Below are 22,093 nucleotides of genomic sequence, written 5' to 3'. Positions count from 1 at the left end.
TCAGTAGCGGGAAAGCGGTTCCCTCTGGTTAAGCTACGGACCGTTTGATGAGGGTGGGGGCCCACTGAACTCCAGAGGAGACCGTTATGTACGGTGATGGGCCATGGGGGGTCCCCGGCTACACCGAGATCCGCGAGCTGGGCTCGGGTGCGGCCGGTCGGGTGGTCCTGGCCAGGCGCGACTACGACGGCGTCGAGGTGGCCATCAAATATCTCAGTGACGAGCTGAGATCCGACGTCGGGTTCGTCGCCCGGTTCCGGCACGAGGCGCGGTTACTGGGCACGCTCCAGAGCGCGTACCACGCCCGGCTGATCGACTACGTCGAGGCCGGGCAGGGCGCGGCGATCGTCATGGAGCTGATCAACGGGGTCTCGCTGCGCGAGCTCCTCAGGTCCGAGGGGCCCACCGGCCCCGAGGCGGCGCTGGCCGTGCTCAAGGGCTCGCTCCAGGGCCTGGCCTCGGCGCACGCGATCGGGGTCGTGCACCGCGACTTCAAGCCCGAGAACGTCATGGTGCAGGGCGACGGCACCAGCAAGCTCGTGGACTTCGGCATCGCGGTCCGGGCGGGCGAGGGCGCCAGTGCCGCGGGCACGCCGCCGTACATGGCGCCCGAGCAGTGGTCGGGCGGGCCCGCCGGGCCCGCGACCGACGTGTACGCGGCCACCGTCGTGTTCTTCGAGTGCCTGACGGGCATGCGTCCCTTCCGCTCCCCCAACCTGGCGGCGCTGGCCCGCCAGCACCAGAGCACGCCCCCGCCCGTGGAGGAGGTGCCCGCGCCGCTGCAGGGGCTGGTCCAGCGCGGCCTGGCCAAGGACCCGGCCGAGCGCCCGCCGTCGGCGGAGGCGTTCCTGACCGAGCTGGAGGCCGTCGCGGCCGAGGCGTACGGCCCGGACTGGGAGGAGCGCGGGCGCCGGCGCCTGGCGGCTCTCGCGGGCCTGCTGGTGCTGCTCTTCCCGAGCGCGCTCGACGAGCCGGCCCAGACGGAGACGGCGCTCGCCGAGACCCGCTTCAAGGAGCCGTCGCGCATCCTGAGCAGGCTGCCCGCCAAGCTCACGATCGGCGCCGTCTCCGTGGGCGTGCTGGTCGCCGCCGTCGTGATCATCGCCAGTTCGGGACCGGACGAGCCGGAGCTGGCGGCGCAGACCAGCCAGGTCACACCGACCACGGCGGTGCCCGCCACGCCCGAGCCCGTGGACACCACGGAGGAGGAGCCGGAGCCCACCCTCGAGGAGACCACGCCGGAGCCCACCCCGACGACCACGGACAGCGACGCGCCCCCGGCCGTCCAGCCCACGGGCACCCAGCCCACCAAGACGAAGACGCCCACGCCCACCCCGGTCAAGACGCCGCCCAAGACCAAGAAGCCCACCCCGACCCCCACTCCCACTCCGACCCCCGACCCGCAGAACAGCGGCAAGATCGGCGAGCCCGAGGGCGACGACCCGCCCGCCACTCCCACCCCGACCCCTACCGCCACGCGTCCCCCGACCCGCCCGCCGGCCACGCCGACCCGTAGCGAACCGACCCCCAGTGGCAGCGAAGGGCCGGGCAGCGAGCAGCCGACCCTGAGCGAGCAGCCGACTGGCGGGGAGCCGACGCAGGAGGGTCCACCGAGGCTCGACGCCGTGGGAAAGGCCCAAGCCGCACTCGTTGCCCTCGGCCTGATGACGACGGGCGCACTACCGGTCACACTTGCGGTGAAGCGCCGTATGGCGGGACGGCACAGAAGGAAGCGCTGAACGCGCCGGGGGGCAAACGGCGATGAACAACCCTGTGAACGGTATCGCCGGATTCCGGCTCACCGAGCACACCTGGATGACCGAACTCGGCAACTGGATCGACGCCATCTCACCTGACGGGCGCAGGGCGGGGGCGCTGCTCTTCGATCCCAAGATCGTCGGCCTGCCCGGCGTGCGCGACCGTGTCGTGCAGGCGGTCATGACCGACCAGCGGCTTGTACTGGCCGGGCTCACCGGGCTGATCCCGGTGGCGGACGTGGTGGCGGCGGGCGACCAGGTCTGGCTGCTGACCGCGCAGGCGGTCAGCCCCACCCTGGCCGACCTGCTCGCCGCCGGTCCCGTCGACCCGGGTGGGGCGGCGTCCGTGCTGGTGGAGACCGCACAGACGCTGCTGGCGCTGCACGCCGCCGGGGTCACGCACGGCTCGGTGCACCCCGGCACCGTGGTGATCACCGCGGAGGGCGTTTCGCTGCTCTCGGAGCGGGGGCTGTCCGACGCCATCCGCGGGCGGAAATCGCCGCGCGAGCGCGACGCCGCGGGCTGGGCGTCGCTGGCCCGGGGCATGGCCGCCGCCTTCGGGCAGAGCGCGCCCGAGGCGGCGGGGCTGTTCGAGCGGGTCGCGGCCGCCGCCGGCACCCTGGGGCTGGGCACCGCGCGGGACACGCTGGTCAACGAGCGCGGAACGCTGCCCGGGGGCCGGATCAGCAGGGACGGGCTGGCCCGGGCGGCGCGCGGGAGGTCGGCGTTCGCGCAGCCGCCGGCGCACGCGCAGCCGCCGATCGTGCCGCCGCGGGACGAGGGCGACATCGTCACGCTCCTGCACGTCCCCGGCCGGTCGGCGGGGCCCGTCCGGTTCGGGCCCGGGGTCGGCACGCAGGCGCAGCAGCCCGAGACGCCGGCCGAGCGGATCTGGCGGGCCGGGCGCGACGAGGCGTCCACCGTGCACCGCCCCGGCGGGCGGCCGGTCAAGGCCTCGCGGGCGCGGCGGCGGCGGACGATCCTGTCCAGCGCGGTGTTCGCGGTCGTCATGGCGGGGGCGATCCTGGCCTGGTTCACGCTGGGGAACGCGCCGGACCTGGCGGTCAAGTCGATCAACGTGGTGGCGCCGAAGAAGACCCAGGGCTGCAACAGCGCCGTCCTGATCACGGGCACCGTCGTCACGAACGGGGCGCCCGGCGAGATCACCTACGAGTGGCGCAAGAACCTGGACAAGGAGGTCGTCAAGGGAACCCTGCGCACGAACTCCGATCAGACGTCGTACTCGGTGCCGCTGCGCTGGACGCTGCGGGGGAAGAGCAGCGTCAAGGCCACGGCCACGCTGAAGATCATCACACCGGGCCCGGCGCGCACCGACAAGGCGAGCTTCACGTACAAGTGCTGATCTCCGCCCAGCAATGCATATCAAAGCGGTTCTTACTAATCTGGCGAACATGACCACGCAGACCCCCGCGGGCTGGTACCCGGACCCCTACGGAGAGCCCCAGCTCCGCTGGTGGGACGGCAACCAGTGGACCGACGCCACCCACGCCCAGGAGCAGGGACCGGCCCAGCCCCAGCAACCGGCCTCAGGGCCCCAGCCGCAGCCGCAGTCCGGCCCCGGCTGGTCGGCGACGCCGGCGAACCCCACGCTCCAGTTCGGCCGGCCCACCTACGGCCAGTCCGCCTACGGCCAGCCCGCACCGCCCACTCAGCAGCAGCAGCCGCAGCAGCCGTGGAGCGGCGCCCAACTGCCGGGGCCCGGCTACGGGCCGCCGCCCAAGCAGGGCAACCCGCTGCCCTGGGTGTTCGGCGGGCTGGCGGCGCTGGTCGTGGTCGCGCTCATCGTGGTGGCCGGGATCTTCTTCATCAACCGGGACGACACCACGACCGCGTCGCGGCCGACGCCGACGGACACGTTCGAGTCGCAGGAGCCGCCCAGCAACGACCCGCCGTCCCAGGAGCCGCCGCCCAGCCAGGGCGGTGAGTTCCCGCAGCCGGCGGGCGACGTCGTCACCGATCCGCGCAGCGGCATCTCGTTCCAGGTGCCCGACGACTGGACGGTGCCGCCGTACACCGAGATCAACAACGGCAGCCCGACCGAGCAGCAGTGGACGGCCGCGGTGAAGGCCGTCTCGCACGCGAAGTACGACGGCAAGGGCGACTGGATCGGCAACGTCTTCACGGGGCTGCTCAACGAGCTCTACCCCTACTCCGGCGCCTCCGGGCTGGGCGACACGGCCAAGGCCGTCTTCGTGGACTTCACCACCAGGTACTACGCGCTCGCGCACGAGAGCAAGGTCGTCCAGGACAAGGCGATGAAGATCGGCGACCGGGACGCGTGGGTGCTGCAGTTCGAGCTGGACTTCACCAAGATCTCGGAGGAGAACGGCTACAAGTGGAAGAAGGAGAACGGGGCGATCGTGCTCATGGATCGTGGCGAAGGCCAGAGCCCGGCCATCGTCTACATCTCCGTTCCCGACAATCTGGGCACCGACGTGGTCAGCCAGGTTCTCGGCTCTCTCAAGCCCGCGTAACCGGTGGCACTAGGCTGGTGGGGTAACAAGCGGGCGGATTGCTCCGAGCCGCTGGGCGAGGAGATCGTATGAGTGACTTGCTGGTGTGGATCGACTGCGAGATGACCGGGCTCGACCTCAGCCGGGACGCGCTCGTCGAAGTGGCGTGCGTCATCACCGACAGCGAGCTCAATCAGCTGGACGAGGGCGTCGACGTGGTCATCAAGCCGCCGCCGGAGTCGCTGGAGCAGATGTCGCAGGTCGTGCGCGAGATGCACACCGCGTCCGGGTTGCTGCCCGAGCTGGCCGGCGGGGTGACGCTGGCGGAGGCCGAGTCCCTTGTGCTCGACTACATCCGCCGGCACGTCCCCGAGCCGAAGAAGGCGCCGCTGTGCGGCAACTCGATCGGCACCGACCGCACGTTCATCTCGCGCGACATGCCCGGGGTGGATGCATATCTGCACTACCGGATGATCGACGTGTCGTCGATCAAGGAGCTGGTGCGCCGGTGGTACCCGCGGGTCTACTTCGCCGCGCCCGAAAAGCAAGGCGGGCACAGGGCTTTGGCCGACATCACGGAGAGCATCAGGGAGCTGCGTTACTACCGCGCGGCCATCTTCGTGGGCCAGCCCGGACCCGATTCGACGACCGCGAGAGCCCTGGCAGAGCGTGTCAGCGGCTAAAGGAGTGGCGTAAAGACTCCCGAATCCCGCTACACTTTTCCTGTGCCGCTTCACCGCAGGCGGCCATGGTGGGTGTAGCTCAGTTGGTAGAGCGCCAGGTTGTGGTCCTGGATGTCGAGGGTTCAAGTCCCTTCACTCACCCCAGCGCGAACGGCCGGTCCTTCGGGACCGGCCGTTGTCGTTTTCTCCCGGCAACGGCCCCAAAACATGACAATGCGGGTTATGCTCGCTGTCTACCGCTAACGCCGGAAGCACGGGGGCCATCGGCGATCTGACCGTCTGCGCGCCCCCGGAGGCCGGATGAGAGTCGACGACGCAGCGTTCGATAGCGTGTTCACGTCCCTGAGCAAGCGTGAAGCCGAGGTCATGGACCTGATCGCGACAGGCCAGTCCAACGGACAAATAGCACAACGGTTGTTCCTCAGCGAGAAGACCGTCAAGAACCACGTCAACCGCATCTACGCCAAGCTCGGCGTCGACTCCAGGGTGACGGCCATCGGGCTGTGGCTGTCCCGCCAGGAGTAGCCGCCGCCGTCACCCACGGCCTTCTCGCCGGCGGCGGGAAGGCCCTCCCGCGTACGCTCAGCCGGGGTGGATGCGGCGGCCGGTCAGGCGGCACGGGATGATCTTGAGGTACTGCTGACGCTCCCCTCCCGCCCAGGGCTCCACGTCGGTGGCGGCCGCCGTCGCGCGCTCCTCCTCCTCGGTGACGTGGTGCAGCGACCCCTGGACGAGCACGCTCCACCCGCCGCGCGTCAGCTCCTCGATCCGGTCCACCTCGAAGGCCACCATGTACTCGACGTCCTGCATCCCCGTACGCAGGTCCTGGTCGGTGGTGCCGCCCGGGGCGGTGCGGAAGACGATGGCCCCCTCGCTCAGCCGGAAGTTCACCGGCAGCACGGTGGGCCCGTAGCGGCCCTCGAAGGCGATCCTGCCGACGCCTCCGGGCTCCAGCAGGCGCAGGCACTCTCCCTCGTCCAGCGCGACCAGCTCGGGGTGCGCGGCGGCGGGGCCGGCCCCGGCGGGCGTGTCGGCCACCTCTCCGAGCAGGTCCTCCATGGTCGTGTCCAGCGCCTCGGCGAGCCTGGTGAGCGCCTCGCGCACCGACGGGCCCGGCTCCCCCTCGATGTAGGCGACGTAGCCGGCCTCGAGGCCGGATCGTTCCGCCAGGTCCTCGCGGGTGAGGCCCAGCGCGTCGCGCCGCTGCGCGATCCGGCGGCCGAGGCGTTCGATGGTGGTCACTTGCTGAGACATGCGGCGGTTCCTCTCGCGGGCTCCTCTCCCGGGTCAACGTAACCGCGTTTCGCCCCCGCATGCGGGACCCGGCCTTTTCGGGCGCTTCGCGGCCGGTGGGGTTTAAGAGATGCTGGCGGTGCCATAGGCATCCATGACGCCCTTGTGGGGGAAGGAGACTGGCATGGTGAAGAGAGCGCGGGTCGTGGTCGTCGGAGCGGGTTTCGCCGGGCTGGCCGCGACGCGGGAGCTGGCCAAGAGCGGGGCGCTGGTGACGCTCGTCGACCGCCACCCGTACGCGACGTTCCAGCCGCTCCTCTACCAGGTCGCCACGGCCGGGATGGGCACCTCCGACGTGTCCTACCCGATCCGGACCTTCGCCGCCAGATGGCCGAACGTGCGGGCCCGGCGGGCCGCGCTGAGCAAGGTGCTGCCGGAGGAGCGGCGGGTGGAGTTCGACGACGGCACCGGGCTCGACTACGACTACCTGGTGCTGGCCACCGGCGTCACCACCAACTGGCTCAACGTGGCGGGCTCGCGGGAGAACTCGCTGCCGATCTACTCGCTCGCCGACGCGGCGCGGCTGCGCCGGCAGATGCAGCACTACCTGGAGGACACGGCGGCCGGGCGGCGGAAGAGCACCCACGTCGTGGTGGTGGGCGCCGGGGCGACCGGGGTGGAGATGGCGGGCACGCTGGCGGAGCTGCGCCGGTACACGATCCCGCTGACGCATCCCGAGGTGCGGCCCGACCAGACGAGCGTGACGCTGGTCGAGCGGTTCGACTTCGTGCTGGCGCCGTACAAACCGCGGCTGCGGGACTCGGCGGCCGAGGCGCTGGCCAGGAGGGGCGTACACCTGCGGCTGGGCTCCACGGTGGCCGCCGTGGAGCCGGACGCGGTGGTGCTGGAGGACGGCACGCGGCTGCCGAGCGACGTGACCGTGTGGGCGCTGGGCGTCACCGCGCCCCCGGAGGTGGGGGCCTGGGGCCTGCCGCAGGGCAAGGGCGGCCGGATCACGCTCACCGAGGCGCTGAACGTGCCCGAGCACCCGGAGATCTTCGTGGCCGGCGACCTGGCCGGGCCGCCCGTCCCGCTGCCGCAGCTCGCCCAGCCGGCGATCCAGATGGGCAAGCACGTGGGGCGGCAGATCGCGGCGGCGGTCCAGGGGCGGCCGGTGCGCCCGTTCTCGTACCGCGATCCGGGGATCATGGCGACGGTGGGCAAGGCGGAGGCGGTGCTCCAGCTGTCGCACGGGCTGACGATGCGCGGGCTGCCCGCCTGGCTGGTGTGGATCTTCGTGCACGTGGCGTACCTGCTGGGCGGGCGCAACCGGGTCAGCGTGCTGCTCAACTTCTTCTGGCGGTACGCCGGGCCCCACCGCAGCAGGGCCAGCGTCACGCAGTAGACCTCACAGCGCCGCGGAGAGCGCCGCCAGGCCGTGGTCGATGTCGGCCTCGGGGATGTTCAGGGCCGGGCGCAGGCGTACGGACCTGGGCCCGCAGGGCAGCACCAAGACCTGGTGGTCCTCCCTGAGCCGGGTCACCAGGGCGTCGCGGGCCGCCTGGTCGGGCAGGTCGAAGGCGCACATCAGGCCGCGACCCCGTACGTTCGCGATGGCCTCGGGGCGCTCGGCCTCCAGCTTCGTGAGGCGCTCGAGCAGCACGCCGCCCACGGTGCCGGCGCGGTTGATCAGCCCGTCGCGCTCGATGATCTCCAGGATGCCCCGGCTGCGCACCATGTCCACCAGGCCGCCGCCCCACGTCGAGTTGATCCGGCCGCTCTGCTGGAACACGTTGTCCGGCACCTGGTCCACCCGGCGCCCCGCCATGATCCCGCCCACCTGGACCTTCTTGGCGAACGCCACCACGTCGGGGGCCAGCCCCAGCTGCTGGTACGCCCACGGCGTCCCCGTCGTGCCGCCGCCGGTCTGCACCTCGTCCAGGATGAACAGGGCGTCGTGCTGGTGGCACAGGTTCTGCATGGCCTGCAGGAACTCGGGGCGCATGTGGTTGTCGCCGCCCTCCCCCTGGATGGGCTCGGCGATGAAGCAGGCGATGTCGTGCGGGTGGCGCTCGAACGCCTCCCGCGCCTGGGCCAGCGCGCGCTCCTCGGCGGCCTCGACGTCGCCGAAGTGCACGGCGGGCACGTCGATCCGCGGCCAGTCGAACTTGGGGAAGCGGTCGGTCTTGCCCGGCTCGGTGTTGGTCAGGCTGAGCGTGTAGCCGCTGCGGCCGTGGAAGGCCTTGGTGAGGTGCATGACCTTGGTGCCCAGGTCGCGTGACCTGCCCGCGGCCTCGTTGCGGCGGCTCTTCCAGTCGAAGGCGGTCTTGAGCGCGTTCTCGACGGCCAGGGCGCCGCCCTCGACGAAGAACAGGTGCGGCAGCTCGGGGTCGCCGAGCACGCGGGCGAAGGTGTCGACGAAGTCCGCCAGGTGCTCGGTGTAGATGTCGGGGTTGGCCGGCTTGTTGCGGGCGACCTGGCCGAGCAACTGGGTGAAGTCGGGGTCGAAGGGCGGGTTCACACCGAGCGGGGCCGAGGCGAAGAAGGTGTAGAAGTCCAGATATCGGCGGCCGTTTCGGGCGTCGACGAGCCAGGAGCCGCGGCTGAGCTCGAGATCGAGCACGAGGCGGTATCCGTCGACGAGCAGGTGGCGGGCAAGGCGGGTGTGTACGTCCATGGCGCCTCCACAGCGGGTCTTGCCTGACGTTCCTTCTGAAGAACGCCGGTATATATACAAAATTTACGGCACCTCTGCCCCTGGAGTGAAGTTCTTCACGCGTAGCGACAGGGCGATCATGGCGATGCCGTACAGGATCGCGAAGACGCCGATCAGCCAGACGAGGCTGAGCAGGCCCGCGCCCGGCCAGACGAGCAGCAGGATGCCGAAGATCACCGACAGGGCTCCGCCGACGATGAACATCCACTCGTTGTCGATGACCTTGCGAAGCTGCACGCCGGCCACGATCTCGGACACGCCGGTGACGACGGCCCAGAAGGCCACCAGGTAGAGCAGGGCGAGGGAGGTGATGCCGGGCCAGACGAGGGCCACGATCCCGGCCACGATCCCGAGAATTCCGGAAATGATGAGCCAGGTTCTCGACCGTGCCCCGTGCCGGAACCCGGCGAGCAGCTCGAACACGCCGCTGACGAGGGCGTACGCGCCGAAGAAGGCCACCAGGACCAGCAGCGTGATCTTAGGCCAGATGAGTGCCAGGATTCCGAAGACGACGGCCGCCAGCCCGCGTATGAGCAGCAGCCACCACGATCGAGAGATTTCTCCCATGCTGGTCTGCCTTTCCGGGACGTACCCGAAAACAGACCAGCACCGGGTCAAATGTCGGTGATCCGCAACTCACCCGTGGGAGTAGACCACGATCGACACCGCGATGTACTGCACCAGGTAGGCGGCGACGGTGAAGGCGTGGAAGACCTCGTGGAAGCCGAACCAGCGGGGTGAGGGGTCAGGGCGGCGCAGGCCGTACACGACGGCGCCGGCCGAGTAGAACACGCCGCCGACCGCCACCAGCACGACGGCGGCCACCCCGGCGCCCTCGAGGAGCTGCGGCATGACGAAGACCGCCGTCCAGCCGAGCGCCAGGTAGAGGACGGTGTAGAGCCAGCGCGGCGCGTTCATCCAGAACACCCGGAACAACACCCCGGCCAGGGCGCCGCCCCAGATCACGGACAACACCGCCACCCGGGCCACTCCGTCCAGCGCCAGCAGCGCGAACGGGGTGTAGGTCCCGGCGATGATCAAATAGATGTTCGCATGATCGACCCTGCGCAGGAACTCCGCCAGCCGGGGACCGAGCTCGCTCCGGTGGTAGGTGGCGGAGATGCCGAACAACAGGGCCGAGGTGATGGCGTAGATCGCGGAGGCCGCGCGCGCCTGCAAAGTGGGGCCGAGTGCCACGAGCACGAACCCCGCGACCAGCGTGACGGGCAGTGCTCCAGTGTGCAACCAGCCTCGCAGCCTCGGCTTAACGGTGATGGTCGTCATGTAACCTACGGTACCGTAGGTTCGAGTTTCGTCACCTATGCGGTCCGCCGGAGGTCACAGGCCGTTGAGGAAGCGGGCCGCGACAGGAACGGCGGCCGACCGCCCCGAGCCCCCGTGCCGCACGAACACGCAGAACGCCAGGTCGTCGCGGTACCCGATGAACCACCCGTGCGAGGTCTCGCCCTCCACCTGGGCCGTGCCGGTCTTGCCCGAGACGCCCTCCGGTAGCCCCGCGTCGCTGGCCGTCCCGTGGTCGACCACAGCCGTCATCATGTCCCTGAGGGCCGCCACGATCCCCTCGTCCATGACGACGTCGCCGTGCGGGACGCCGTCGATCCGGCGTACCTGCTCCTTCGACAGCAGCCGCGGCGAGCGCCAGGTGCCGTTCTGCACGGCGGCGGCGAGCGCGGCCATGCAGAGCGGGGTGGCGACGACCTCCCCCTGGCCGATGGCGTCGGCGGCGAGCATGTCCAGGTCGTCGGTGTCGGGGACGGTGCCGCAGGTCCCGCCGATGCCGGTCGCGATGGGCCGGCCGAACCCCCACTCGTCCGCCGTGCGGCGTAACTCCTCCGCGGTGATCCTGGTGGTGGCCTGCTCGACGAAGGTGGTGTTGCAGGAGTGGGCGAACGCGTCGGCGAAGGTGACCGGGCCGCGATCCACCTCGCCGTCGTTGACGAAGGGCCGGTGGAAGGGGATCTGGTAGCTGCCGGGGCACGGGACCGGGGCCGCCGGGTCGAGCCCGCCCTTGAGCAGCGCCGCCGCGGTGATCACCTTGAAGACGGAGCCGGGCGGGAAGACGTCGCGCACGGCGCTGTAGTTGTCCTTGAGCCGGTCGGCCAGCGCGAGGATCTCGCCGGTGCTGGGCCGGATGACGATGATCGTGGAGTCCTCCACGCCGTCCAGCGCCCGTGCGGCCGCCGCCTGCACCGACCGCGACAGGGTGGTGCGCTCGACGTTCGCCTCGGGCGCGCGGGTCATCAGCTGCCTGTCGGGCTGGCCGGGCACCTTGGACACCAGCGCCCAGCCGTGGTTGGCCTGCTCGAACTCGGGCTTGAGCGGGTCGAGGTAGGCGTCGGCGTAGCTGTCGTTCGGGATCTTGTCGCCCTCGCTGGTGACCAGCTCGGCGGCCGACGCGTCGATCTCCGCCAGCTCCAGCGTGCCGCCGTCCTTGAGCAGCGGGTGCAGCGTCTCGGGCGCCCACAGCACCTTCCAGGCCCGATCGCGTACGCCCAGCCGCAACGTGCTGTCGAACGGCCACGCCCCGAACTCGCTGAGCTCCCGCACCCCCGCGAACGGCACCTCGGCGGCCCCCTCCCCCGTGCTCCTCAACTGCCCGGGGGTGAGCTGGATGGACTCGACGTGGAGCTCGTCGCTCAGCTGGCGATGCCGTACGACGAAGTCGGCCGGAGCGCGGTAGACCAGCCGCGCCATGGCCGACACGTCACCCTTGTGCCAGGCGGCGAAATAGGCGGCGGCCGTCTGGGAGGCGCTCCCTTTGATCCGGTTCGACGCCATGAACGCGAAGGCACCCGCCCCGACTACCGCGACAAGTGCGATAACGAGCACAATCAGCCTTCGTCGTCGCATACGGTTTCTCCCAGGAGGGGATCAGACGTGGCACGTGGACAGCGGGAACCGATGCCCGGCCTGTATCCGGTGACGTTCGGCGAGGTCGAACTTCTCCGGGACCTGGACAGGCAGGACGGCTGGGTGCTGTCCAAGGATGGCGTACCTCAGTCGTATGTAGATCTACAAGACCCGACATTTCTGGAATTTGAGTATGTACGACTCATGGCGGATGTGATCGACCTTTTGTCAGACGGGCCGCTGAGCTGTGTCCACGTGGGCGGCGGCGCCTGCACGATCCCCCGCTACGTCTCCGCCACCCGCCCCGGCTCCCGGCACATCGTGATCGAGCCGGACGGCCTGCTGGTCAACCTCGTACGCGAGCAGCTCGGCCTGCGATCGGTGCCCCGGCTGAAGGTCATCGTCGCCGGGGGCCGCGAGGGCACCGCCAAGGTCTGGGACGCCACGGCCGACCTGGTGGTGCTGGACGCGTTCACGGGGGCGACGATGCCGGTGGAGCTGGCGACGGCCGACTACATGGGGGACATCGCACGCATCCTCCGCCCGGACGGCACCCTGCTGATCAACATGGCCGACGGCAAGGGCCTCGCCTTCGCCAAGCGCCTGCTGGCCACGGTGACCGGCACCTTCCGCCACGTGGCCCTGCTGGCGGAGCCGGGCATCATGCGAGGGCGCCGCTTCGGCAACCTGATCGTGGCCGCCTCCCGTACGGAGCTGCCGGTCGACCTGCTGTCCCGGAGGGCGGCGGGGGGCCTGACGCAGGCGCGATGCGTACACGGGGAGGCGCTGACGAACTTCATCGCCGGCGCCGCCCCCATCAAGGACGGCGACCCCGTCCTGGCCCCGGTGCCACCCCCGGCCGTCTTCGGCTGACGCGCTTGACCTTCTCGTTGCGGCAACTTCTACGGTCGTGAACGAGCCGGAAACACACCGGCTCGGCGATGGACGAGGAAGGGTGAGCCGGGCATGGAGTGGTCGATCGCGCAGGTGGCCCAGATGTCGGGCGTGACGTCCCGTACGCTGCGCCACTACGACGAGATCGGGCTGCTCCCGCCCGCACGGGTCGGCGCGAACGGCTACCGCTACTACGAGGAGCACCAGTTGCTGCGCCTGCAGCAGATCCTCGTGCTGCGGGAGCTGGGCCTCGGCCTGAGCGAGATCAAGGGGATCGTCGAGCGGCACACCGACCCCGTCGCGGCGCTGCGCGAGCACCACCGGCGCCTGCTGGCGGAGCGGGACCGGCTGGACGGGGTCGCCCGCATGGTCGAGCGCACCATCGCCGAACTTCAGCGCGACGAAGGGAAGACGATGTCCAGGATCAGCCGGCCGGAGAACCTGTTCGAGGGATTCGACAGTGCCCGCTACGCCGCCGACGCTCGTGAGCGGTGGCCGGAGCAGTGGCAGGAGAGCGGGCAGCAGGACCTCCTGACCGGTTCCACCCCGCAGGAGCTGGAGCGGATGCAGCGGGAGGCGACGGCGGGGATGGTCCGGATGGCCGAGCACATGCTGGCCGGCACCCCTGCCGGCGCCCCGCAAGTCCTCGCCGAGCTCGACGTCCACTACCGGCACCTGACCGAGTCGTGGACGCCGACGGTGGCCCAGTATCTGCACCTGGCCGGGATGCAGGTCGAGGAGGAGCGGTTCCGGGCGAACTACGAGCGGATCGCCGAGGGTCTGGCCGCGTACATGCGCGACGCCATGACCGCCTACGCACACGCCCGGCTGAGCTGAACCCCACGGCAGCGCGCCGGCCGTCCGGCGGCGACACTGGTCGGCATGAACTCGTTCGCGACGCAGGAAGTCCTGCTCATCGGAGGCCGGGCCGGGGTCGGGAAGTCCACGACGGGCTACGAGGTCTCGCGGCTGCTGCGGGCCGCGTCCGTCTCCCACTGCCTCATCGAGGGCGACAACCTCGACGAGGTGCACCCGGCCCCCGAGGGTGATCCGCACCGGAGCCGGATCACCGAGCGGAACCTGGCCGCCGTCTGGGCCAACTACGCCGCCCTCGGCCACCGGCGGCTCATCTACACGAACACGGTCAGCGTGCTGGAGAGCGAGCTCGTCACCCGTGCCATGGGCGGCCGTACGCGGGTCGTCGGCGTGCTCCTCATGGCCGGCGACGCCACCGTGGCGGCGCGGCTGGGCGCGCGGGAGCGGGGGTCGGGGCTGGCGGAGGAGACGGTGCGCAGTGCCCGGGGCGCCCGGCTGCTGGAGCGGGAGGCCGCCGGATGGGTGGTGAAGGTGACGACGGACGGGAAGGGCGTTGTCGAGGTCGCACGGGAGGTGGTGGCCGCGACCGGGTGGCTCGACGGGAGCTCTCGGTAGCCGGGGCCTCGATCCTGATGTTCGAGCCGATCGGCACCCCGTCCGTCGGCGACCGCCACGAACCCGTACCCGGCCACATCGACGCCACCACGGGGCACGAGCTGCACCGCCCGTCCTGAACCACGTCCCCGCCGTCAGGGGCTGGCGACCTCGAAGTCCCCCGAGTCGCTGGACATCTCGATCGAGCGCCGGGCCGAGGGGTCGCCGGCTGCGCTGATGTCCTTGTTGCCCGAATCGGTCTTGGCCACGATGTTGTACGGCCCTTGCGGCACGTGGATCTCGGTCCTGCCCGAGTCGGTGGCGGTCGTGACCTTGTCGGGCTGCCCGGCGAAGGTCAGGGTCATGTCGCCGGAGTCGGTCTTCGTGACGACCTGCCGGCCCGTCAGCCCACTGGCCTCGATGGCCCCGGAGTCGCTCGTGGCCTCCAGCTCGCCCGACAGGTCCCGCAGCATGAGGTCCCCGGAGTCGGAGCCCGCCTTGACGCGAAGGCCCTTGGGCACCTCCACCTGGTAGCTGACGTCGCAGGACGTGGCCGCGGCGGCCAGTCCCCACGTGGTGGGGCAGTCGAAGCCCAGCTCCAGCGTGTCCCCGCGCACCTCGTGCCGGGTCTCCGGCTTGTTCTTGCGCCAGGTCAGCCGCTCGGTCACGCGAATGCCCGCGCGATCCGACTCGACCACTTCCACGGTGCCGGAATCGGCTTGGACGTGCAGCCCGGTCACCTTGTCGGTGACGTCGTACGACGCGGTGTCCTGCTCGGTGGGGCCGAGGCCGCATCCGGTCAGCACCGTCGCGAGCCCGAGAAGACCCGCGGTCATCGCCGTTCTCTTCCTCATCATGATGCTCAATTCTGTGTGATCCGGATGTGCCGAGCAGACGGCATGTAACAACCCTAGAAAGCCGGGCCCTGAAGGGCATTGCCGCCGACACCCCGATCCCTGGTGGGGCCAGCCCTACCAAGACGGGGCTTCCCGCGCCGCCCAAAAAGTGATATCACTTTGCTAGCAAGGTGAAGTCACAACAGAAGGGTGAAGCCGATGACGAACACATCGGGCGGGGTCGCGCTTGAGGGCACCGTCGTGGACATGCCCGCGCCGCACACGAGCGAGCGCCCGGTGCGCGCGGCCAACGGGTTCGTGATGGCGAGCGTGGCGACGGCGCTGGAGCTCATCGGGATCGCGGGGATCGTCGCCGGGATCGTCATGCTCGCCACGGGGGCCGGGCAGGGCGGGCTGTGGGTGCTCCTCGCGAGCTGCCTGGTGGCCGTGATCGGGTTCGTCATGTTCTTCGGGCTCACGGCGGTGGCGCCGGGCGAGGCCAGGGTGGTGCAGTTGCTCGGCCGGTACGTCGGCACCCTGCGCACCCCCGGCTTCCAGTGGGTCAACCCGATCACGCTGCGCCGGCGGGTGTCCACCAGGATCCGCAACCACGAGACGGACGTGACGAAGGTCAACGACGCCGACGGCAATCCGATCCAGATCGCGACCGTGGTGGTCTGGCAGGTGCGCGACACCGCGCAGGCGGTCTTCGAGGTGGACGACTTCGTGGAGTTCGTGGCCATCCAGGCCGAGACGGCCGTGCGGCACATCGCCGGCAGTTACCCGTACGACGCCCACGGCGAGCCGAGGCTGTCGCTGCGGGACAACGCCGACGAGATCAACGAGCGGCTGTCCGCGGAGATCGGGGCCCGGGTGTCCTCCGCCGGGGTGAAGGTCATCGAGTCCCGCATCATCCACCTGGCGTACGCACCCGAGATCGCCCACGCGATGCTCCGCCGCCAGCAGGCCGGCGCGGTGGTGGCGGCCCGGCAGCGGATCGTCGAGGGCGCGGTCGGCATGGTGGAGATGGCCCTGGCCAAGCTCGCCGAGCACGACGTGGTGGAGCTGGACGAGGAGCGCAAGGCGGCCATGGTGAGCAACCTGCTCGTGGTGCTGGTCGGTGACCGCGACACCCAGCCCGTGGTCAACGCCGGCACGCTCTACCAGTAACACCGTGGAGCGCAAGAAGATCCTGTTGCGGCTCGACCCGGTGGTGCACGACGCGCTGGCCAGGTGGGCGTCCGACGAGCTGCGCAGCACGAACTCCCAGATCGAGTTCCTGCTGCGCAGGGCGCTCTCCGAGGCCGGGCGCCTGCCGGACGGGGTGGGGCGGATGCGTCCCCGCGGGCGGCCCAGGAAGGGCCCGGAGGACTCCGATCAGGAAGATCAGGATGAGGAGCGGGCGGATGGAGACGCTGGTGACACCGGATGAGACGCTGACGAGGTCGGCCTTCCTGCTGGCCTTCGACCTGCGGAAAGAGAAGCTGACCGGCCGCGGCGAGCTGGGCTACCTGCTGCGCGCGGCCGCGCTCGCCGAGTTGCTGCTGGCGGGCCACCTGGCGGACGAGTCAGGCAAGGTGCGGGCGCTCACCGCTCCGCCCGGCGCCGGCTCCGGCACCCTGCCGGCGATCGTCTGGGAGCAGATCTCCGCCTCGCCGCGGGCCCGCTCCTGGCAGCGGTGGGTGCAGAAGCACAACGGCAAGGCGGTCGGCGTCGTCCGCGACGAGCTGGCGGGCGCCGGGCTGATCCGCGTGGAGCGGCGGCGGATCCTGCTCTTCCCGGTGGAGCGGATCACGCCGCGCAAGGCGTACCTGTCGCGCAGGCTCGCCGAGCGCGTCGGCCGGGCCATCCGCGGCGGCCAGCCGGTCGCCCGCCTGGACCAGGACGTCCGCGTCCTGGCCGCACTGGCCGCGACGGCCCGGCTCAAGACGGTGGTGCAGTCCCGCCGGGAGCTGCGCACGGACCGGATCCAGCAGTTGTCCGAAACCGTCGAGCCGATCACCGTCGCGTTGCGCAAGAGCCTGCAGGCGGCCAAGGCGGCGGCCGAAGCGGGTTGACCCGACGAATCACGGCAACCCTTGGGGAGGGAACCACATGACCACGTCCATCGAAGCACCGGCCGGGCCACGCACGGCCGAGCGCGCCCTGGCCCCTGACCTGGCCCGCGGCGCGATGTTACTGGCCATCGCCTTCGCGCACGCACCGCTCTTCGTGACCGACGTCGATCGCGGCCCGGCGGCGGCCAACGCGATCACGGACTTCTTCCACCTTCTCTTCGTCAACAACCACGCGCGGCCGCTGTTCGCGTTCCTGTTCGGGTACGCGCTGGTGCAACTGCTCGACCGGCGGCTGCAGGGGGGCGACGGCTGGGTGAGCGCCCGCAAGCTGCTGCGCCGGCGGGGCTGGTGGCTGATCGCGATCGGGATCGTCCACACGGTGGTGCTGGTCCCGATCGACATCCTCGGCGTGTACGGGCTCGCCGCCGTCCTGCTGGTCGGCCTGCTGCGGCGCGGGGACGCGAGCCTGTTGTGGACGGCGGGGCTCACCCTGGTGCCCGCCACGCTCATCGTCGGGGCCGGCATGTGGTTCGCGCTGGGGCGGGACATCTCCACCTACACCGCGGGAACCGTCGCAGCCGGCGGCCGGGGCTTCTGGGAGCTGCTCCCCGAGCGGCTGATCGCCTGGCCCTTCGGCCTGGTCGTGGCCGTCGTCGCGGTCATCCCCGGGGTGGTGCTGGGGATGTGGGCGGCGCGGCGCCGCTTCCTGGACGAGCCCGCACGCCATCGGGGGTTCCTGATCCGCGCCACGGCGATCACCACGGCCGTGTCCGTCGCCGGCAGCGTCCCGGCGGCCCTCATCCAGACCGGCGCGTGGGCCGAGCCGTCGCAGGCGGCGCTGTGGGCGGCGGTGCTGGCGCAACCCCTCACCGGCTACGCCGGGGGCATCGGCATGGCGGGCCTCGTCGCCCTGGTCGCGATCGGGGCCGCCCGCCGCCGCAACCGGCTCACCACGATGGTCGAGGCCCTCGGCCGGCGCTCGATGAGCCTGTACCTCTTCCAGTCCGCCGCGTTCGTCCTGATCTTCTACCCCTTCGGCCTGGGGCTGGAGGACGAGCTCGGCCTCGCGGGCGCCACGGCCGTGGCGGCGGGCACGTGGCTGGTCTCGCTCTACCTCGCCGACCTGATGCGGCGCGTCGGTCACCGGGGCCCGGCCGAGATCCTGCTGCGCCGCCTGGCCTACCGCTGAGTCACGGCTCCGGCCCGAGGTAGGCCAGGACCGCGGCGACCCGCCGGTGCACGTCGCCGCTGTTCTCCAGGCCGAGCTTGGTGAAGATGGCGTTCACGTTCTTCTCCACCGACGAGATCGACAGGTGCAGGGCGCGCGCGATGCCGGAGTTCGACCGGCCGTGGGCCATCTCCCGCAGCACGTCCCGCTCACGGGCGGTCAGCGCCTCCCGCTGTCCCCGCACGTCGCGCCGGGCGAGCAGGCCCTCGACCACCTTCGGGTCGATGACCGAGCCGCCCGATGCCACCGCCCTGATCGCCCCGAGCAGCTCGTCCAGATCCCCCACCCGGTCCTTGAGCAGGTACGCGTAGCCCTCGGTGCCGTGCTTGAACAGCTCGAACGCGAACAGCGCGTCCGCGAACTGCGACAGCACGACCACCCCGACCCGCGGGTGCGCGGAGCGGATGCGGTGGGCCGCGTCGATGCCCTCGAAGCCCTGCCGCCACGCCCCTCCGGGCATCCGGATGTCGGTGATCACGACGTCGGGGCCGAGCCGGCGTACGGCGTCCAGGAGCTCGTCGGCGTTGCCCACCGCGCCCACGACCGTGACCTCGCCCGACGTCTCCAGCAGTTGCCGGGTGCCCTCGCGCACCAGGTAGTGGTCGTCGGCCACCACCGTACGGATCCGCTCACCCATCGACCGGCACCCACGCGTTCACCCGTGTCCCCTTCCCCGGCTCGCTGTCCACCGTCAGGCCACCGCCGAGCGCGTCCAGGCGGTCGGCGAGCGTGGCCAGTCCCCTGCGGGCCGCAGCGCCGGGGTCGAAGCCCTTGCCGTCGTCGGCGACCGTCGCGCGCAGGCGACCGTCCTCCTGCGACAGGCGTACCTCTATGGTCGCCGCGCCCGCGTGCTTGAGCGCGTTCGCGACCGCCTCGCTCACGGTGAAGTACATCGCGCCCTCGACCTGGTCGGCGAACCGCCTGGCGCGCAGCGGCGGGGGCGAGGTCACCGTCGTGCGCACGGGCAGGCGGGAGCAGCGCTCCTCCACAGCCTCCACCAGACCTCCCTGGCTGAGCGAGGACGGGTGGATGCCGGCCGCCAGCTCGCGCAGGTCGGCGAGCGTCTGGCGGGCCTGCTCGCGCAGATGGGCCAGCATGTCGGGGCCCGCGCCCGTGGCCCGGGCGAGTTCGAGGCCGGCGATGAGGGCGACGAGCTGCTGCTGCACGCCGTCGTGGATGTTGCGCTCGATACGGCGGCGCTCGGCCTCCTGGGCGTTGACCAGGCGGCTGACCAGGCCGGCGCTCTGGATGGCCAGCCCGGCCGGCACGGCCAGCGCCTCCAGCAGGCGCCGGTCCACGCGGGTCAGCGGGCCGGCGTCCCTGGGGCCGCACTCGATGCGCCCGAGGCCGCCGCGTACCGGCATCTCCAGCACCGCCCGCCCCTCCTCCCGGCCCGAGACCACGCGCGTGCCGTCCGCGAGCGTCACCGCCGCCCACCTGACGTCCAGCCCGGTCCGCACCGCGGCGGCCAGCCGGCCCACCTGCTCCACCGGCTCGGGGGCGTCGTCGAGCGCCGTACCGAGGTCGGACAGCACCTCGTCCACCGTCGGCCGGATGTCGAACACCAGGTGCAGGCGTGACCCCCGGATGCCGACGCGGAGGTCGAGCAGCCGGTGCCGCACGACCGCCACCCCGATCGCGGCGGGCAGCGAGCCGACCACCGCCAGGACCCCGAGGATCCCGACCGCCCCGACCTGCACCCCGCCGAAGTTGAAGAGCGAGAGCAGCACTCCGCCGGCCAGGGTCGCGGTCGTGCCCCCCACCATCCAGGCGTACTGCCCGCGCTCGCCGGAGCCGCTGCGCCGCCAGCGCACCACGAGCCCGCAGAACACGATCGCGGCCATGACCCACGTGACGAGCTGCCCGCCTGCCGACGCGAGCGCCGCGACCACACCCGCCGGGGACAGCGGCCCGGACGACCGGTACGGGCCGAGGCCGCTCACCAGGTATCCCCCGGCATGCAGGGCGACCGCGATGCCCGAGATCCACGCCACCGCCCGCCAGCGCCGCGTCGGCAACTGCCCGTCGGGGAACAGCAGGGGCACGAAGATCCAGGTGAGACCGTAGAACACGGCGAACATGGACAGGAGGAACGAGACGAGGAGATCGGGGGCGCCGCGCACCCCCAGCCCCGCGCCGAGGCTGCCGAGCCCCAGGCACAGGCCGGCCGCGAGGAGCAGCCAGCCGTAGCGGAGCGCGGGACGCCTGGCGGCCAGCAGCCAGCCCAGCGCGGGCAGGAGCAGGGCGAGGACGATGTACGCCCACTGCGTCGCCGGGGCGGGCAGGCCGCTCTCCAGCAGCGCGCCGCTCACGGTGCCGGCGGCCGCGATCAACGCCAGCGGCCCGGCCACCAGCCTGAACCTCATAGGGCCCCATCGTGACGAGCGTGCAGGACGGCGTCTACCAGGTTATCCGCATATTTCCTACGGCCAGCCGCACCGCAGAAACGGCGGTCCCCTTGGTGGTCCCGATCTTGCCCCCCGGGATTTGCTGAAGCCACGAGTCGATCCTCGAATGGAGCCCTTCCATGAACACTCCGTCGAAGCCCGCCCGGTTCCTCGCCGCGGCCGCGGTGGCGATCACCATGTCGGCCTGCGTGAGCGCGCCCGCTCCCGTTCAGGCCACGACCGCTCCCACCACCGCCGCGACCGCCGCCCCCGGCGTCCCCGACACACCGGTGGGCCGGCAGCTGGGCTGGCTGCTGGAGGCGACCGCCCGCACGCCGATCCCGGAGAGCGAGCTGGCCGGGCACTTCGCCGCCGACTTCCTCAGGAAGATCCCGCCCGCGCAGCTCAACCAGGTCCTGGCGGGCTTCACGGGCATGCGGCTGGAGCGGCTGCTGCAGTCGCGGGACACCGCGCTGGCCGCCCGCGTCGTGGTGGGCACCGCGGCGTTCGAGGTCCTGCTCAGCGTGGACGCCGCGGGGCTGATCGACGGCCTGCTGTTCCGCCCGCCCGCCCCGCGGAGCTGGGCCGAGGCGGACGAGCGGCTCCGGGCGGCCTCCCCGCAGGCCGGCTTCCTGGCCGCCGAGCTGACCGCGGACGGCAGGTGCCGCCCGGTGCACGGCCTGGCCGCCGACCAGGTGCGCCCGCTGGGGTCCATGTTCAAGCTGTACGTGCTGGGCGCGGTGGCCGAGCGCGTCAGGAGCGGCGCGTTCGGCTGGGACACCGAGCTCACGATCACGCCCGAGCTGAAGAGCCTGCCGTCCGGCGAGCTCCAGGACCGCCCTGACGGCAGCAAGGTGTCCGTCCTGGAGGCCGCCAAGCTGATGATCTCCATCAGCGACAACACGGCCACCGACCTGCTGGTCCACAAGGCAGGCCGCAAGGCGGTCGAGCGGACGATGCGGGCCTGGGGCGCCCGCGACAAGCGCAACGTGCCCCTTCTGACGACGAGGGAGCTGTTCGTCCTCAAGGGTGTGGACTATCCGCGCCACGCCAGGCGGTATCTGTCGCTGGGGACCGCCGGGCAGCGCGCCTACCTGGACCGGGTCGTGGCCAAGGCGCCGCTGTCGGCGTTCGAGATGTGGACGGCGCCGCGCGACCTGGACGCGGTCGAGTGGTACGCCTCCCCCGCCGACATCTGCCGGGCCTACGCGGGGCTGGTGAAGCTGGGCGACCCGCGGATCGGCGAGGCCATGTCCATCTCCGACGCGGGGCTCGGGCTGGACCGGGCCCAGTGGCCGACCGTGTGGTTCAAGGGCGGTTCGGAGCCTGGGGTGTCGGACCTGAGCTTCCTGGCCCGTACGTCGGGGGGCAGGACGTACGTCGTCACCACGATGGCCATCGACCCGAAGGCACCGATCAAGCAGCAGACGGGACCGGAGCAACTCGCCGTCGCCCGCGGCGCCTTCACCCTCACCAAGGAATCCTGACCGACGATCCCGCCTTTTAGGATTCCACTTCTTATAATTGGGCTCCTAAAAGGAGGCGAG

22 protein-coding genes and 1 tRNA gene are annotated in these 22,093 nt (G+C 71.3%); 15 read left to right on the top strand and 8 right to left on the bottom strand.

Going from position 1 to position 22,093, the window contains the following annotated elements:
• The first annotated feature begins 86 nt into the window (after positions 1-86).
• The 6 genes from AB0J69_RS11520 (at position 87) to AB0J69_RS11495 (ending at position 5,439) form a co-directional block, all read left to right on the top strand.
• A complete protein-coding gene (locus AB0J69_RS11520) occupies positions 87-1,739 on the top strand; it encodes a serine/threonine-protein kinase (protein ID WP_364115524.1) in 1,653 nt (550 codons plus the stop codon).
• Between the two features lie 22 nt (positions 1,740-1,761).
• Positions 1,762-3,120: a hypothetical protein gene (locus AB0J69_RS11515; protein ID WP_364115521.1), complete on the top strand. Its 1,359-nt coding sequence runs from the start codon at positions 1,762-1,764 to the stop codon at positions 3,118-3,120.
• Positions 3,121-3,169: 49 nt separating this feature from the next.
• A complete protein-coding gene (locus AB0J69_RS11510) occupies positions 3,170-4,252 on the top strand; it encodes a DUF2510 domain-containing protein (RefSeq protein WP_364115518.1) in 1,083 nt (360 codons plus the stop codon).
• 68 nt (positions 4,253-4,320) lie between these two features.
• Entirely contained in the window at positions 4,321-4,914 is a 594-nt protein-coding gene (gene orn, locus AB0J69_RS11505) for an oligoribonuclease (RefSeq protein WP_364115515.1), read from the top strand.
• A 68-nt stretch (positions 4,915-4,982) separates the two neighbouring features.
• Positions 4,983-5,058: transfer RNA gene (locus AB0J69_RS11500), tRNA-His, on the top strand.
• A 186-nt stretch (positions 5,059-5,244) separates the two neighbouring features.
• Positions 5,245-5,439 (top strand): LuxR C-terminal-related transcriptional regulator, encoded by a 195-nt coding sequence (locus AB0J69_RS11495; RefSeq protein ID WP_345388833.1) that lies wholly within the window; start codon positions 5,245-5,247, stop codon positions 5,437-5,439.
• A 57-nt stretch (positions 5,440-5,496) separates the two neighbouring features.
• Here the strand turns inward: AB0J69_RS11495 and AB0J69_RS11490 are convergent, their stop codons facing one another.
• A complete protein-coding gene (locus AB0J69_RS11490; protein WP_364115512.1) occupies positions 5,497-6,168 on the bottom strand; it encodes a pyridoxamine 5'-phosphate oxidase family protein in 672 nt (223 codons plus the stop codon).
• 163 nt (positions 6,169-6,331) lie between these two features.
• On the opposite strand from AB0J69_RS11490, the gene AB0J69_RS11485 reads away from it, so the two are divergent.
• Entirely contained in the window at positions 6,332-7,552 is a 1,221-nt protein-coding gene (locus AB0J69_RS11485; RefSeq protein WP_364115509.1) for an NAD(P)/FAD-dependent oxidoreductase, read from the top strand.
• Between the two features lie 3 nt (positions 7,553-7,555).
• Here the strand turns inward: AB0J69_RS11485 and lat are convergent, their stop codons facing one another.
• From lat to AB0J69_RS11465, 4 genes are all read right to left on the bottom strand, one after another.
• Positions 7,556-8,824 (bottom strand): L-lysine 6-transaminase, encoded by a 1,269-nt coding sequence (lat, locus tag AB0J69_RS11480; protein ID WP_364115507.1) that lies wholly within the window; start codon positions 8,822-8,824, stop codon positions 7,556-7,558.
• A gap of 63 nt (positions 8,825-8,887) precedes the next feature.
• Positions 8,888-9,430 (bottom strand): HdeD family acid-resistance protein, encoded by a 543-nt coding sequence (locus AB0J69_RS11475; protein WP_364115504.1) that lies wholly within the window; start codon positions 9,428-9,430, stop codon positions 8,888-8,890.
• 69 nt (positions 9,431-9,499) lie between these two features.
• Positions 9,500-10,147, bottom strand: a complete 648-nt coding sequence (locus tag AB0J69_RS11470) for a hemolysin III family protein (protein WP_364115501.1) — start codon at positions 10,145-10,147, stop codon at positions 9,500-9,502.
• 54 nt (positions 10,148-10,201) lie between these two features.
• Complete coding sequence (locus AB0J69_RS11465; RefSeq protein ID WP_364115498.1) at positions 10,202-11,662, bottom strand: penicillin-binding transpeptidase domain-containing protein; 1,461 nt, start codon at positions 11,660-11,662, stop codon at positions 10,202-10,204.
• 123 nt (positions 11,663-11,785) lie between these two features.
• Here AB0J69_RS11465 and AB0J69_RS11460 point away from each other — a divergent pair, with 123 nt between their 5' ends.
• From AB0J69_RS11460 to AB0J69_RS11450, 3 genes are all read left to right on the top strand, one after another.
• The gene (locus tag AB0J69_RS11460) at positions 11,786-12,607 is read left to right on the top strand and encodes a fused MFS/spermidine synthase (RefSeq protein WP_364115702.1); all 822 of its coding nucleotides are present in this window, start codon (positions 11,786-11,788) and stop codon (positions 12,605-12,607) included.
• Between the two features lie 93 nt (positions 12,608-12,700).
• Positions 12,701-13,465, top strand: coding sequence for a MerR family transcriptional regulator (locus tag AB0J69_RS11455; RefSeq protein ID WP_364115495.1), 765 nt, complete (start codon positions 12,701-12,703; stop codon positions 13,463-13,465).
• Between the two features lie 45 nt (positions 13,466-13,510).
• Entirely contained in the window at positions 13,511-14,059 is a 549-nt protein-coding gene (locus tag AB0J69_RS11450; RefSeq protein WP_364115493.1) for a hypothetical protein, read from the top strand.
• A 134-nt stretch (positions 14,060-14,193) separates the two neighbouring features.
• Here the strand turns inward: AB0J69_RS11450 and AB0J69_RS11445 are convergent, their stop codons facing one another.
• Entirely contained in the window at positions 14,194-14,874 is a 681-nt protein-coding gene (locus AB0J69_RS11445; protein ID WP_364115490.1) for a DUF4097 family beta strand repeat-containing protein, read from the bottom strand.
• Between the two features lie 219 nt (positions 14,875-15,093).
• On the opposite strand from AB0J69_RS11445, the gene AB0J69_RS11440 reads away from it, so the two are divergent.
• From AB0J69_RS11440 to AB0J69_RS11425, 4 genes are read left to right on the top strand one after another with little or no spacing between them, the layout of a single operon-like run.
• Entirely contained in the window at positions 15,094-16,044 is a 951-nt protein-coding gene (locus AB0J69_RS11440; protein WP_364115487.1) for an SPFH domain-containing protein, read from the top strand.
• Positions 16,045-16,048: 4 nt separating this feature from the next.
• Positions 16,049-16,306 (top strand): hypothetical protein, encoded by a 258-nt coding sequence (locus AB0J69_RS11435; RefSeq protein ID WP_364115484.1) that lies wholly within the window; start codon positions 16,049-16,051, stop codon positions 16,304-16,306.
• Positions 16,281-16,931, top strand: coding sequence for a GPP34 family phosphoprotein (locus tag AB0J69_RS11430; protein ID WP_364115482.1), 651 nt, complete (start codon positions 16,281-16,283; stop codon positions 16,929-16,931). Before AB0J69_RS11435 ends, AB0J69_RS11430 begins: the two co-directional genes overlap by 26 nt.
• A 37-nt stretch (positions 16,932-16,968) precedes the next feature.
• Positions 16,969-18,120, top strand: a complete 1,152-nt coding sequence (locus tag AB0J69_RS11425; protein ID WP_364115479.1) for a DUF418 domain-containing protein — start codon at positions 16,969-16,971, stop codon at positions 18,118-18,120.
• A 1-nt stretch (position 18,121) separates the two neighbouring features.
• Here AB0J69_RS11425 and AB0J69_RS11420 read toward each other — a convergent pair whose 3' ends face one another.
• Positions 18,122-18,796 carry a response regulator transcription factor gene (locus AB0J69_RS11420; RefSeq protein WP_364115476.1) on the bottom strand — a complete coding sequence of 225 codons (675 nt, stop codon included), beginning with the start codon at positions 18,794-18,796 and terminating at the stop codon, positions 18,122-18,124.
• Entirely contained in the window at positions 18,789-20,525 is a 1,737-nt protein-coding gene (locus AB0J69_RS11415) for an ATP-binding protein (protein ID WP_364115473.1), read from the bottom strand. Before AB0J69_RS11415 ends, AB0J69_RS11420 begins: the two co-directional genes overlap by 8 nt.
• A gap of 161 nt (positions 20,526-20,686) precedes the next feature.
• Between AB0J69_RS11415 and AB0J69_RS11410 the strand changes: the two genes are divergently transcribed.
• Positions 20,687-22,033 carry a serine hydrolase gene (locus tag AB0J69_RS11410; RefSeq protein WP_364115470.1) on the top strand — a complete coding sequence of 449 codons (1,347 nt, stop codon included), beginning with the start codon at positions 20,687-20,689 and terminating at the stop codon, positions 22,031-22,033.
• Positions 22,034-22,093: the final 60 nt, after the last annotated feature.

It is taken from the genome of Nonomuraea sp. NPDC049709 (assembly GCF_040674815.1).
Classification (GTDB): Bacteria; Actinomycetota; Actinomycetes; order Streptosporangiales; family Streptosporangiaceae; genus Nonomuraea.
Note: the sequence above shows the minus strand (reverse complement) of the source record. Positions and strands in the feature narration are given on the sequence as shown.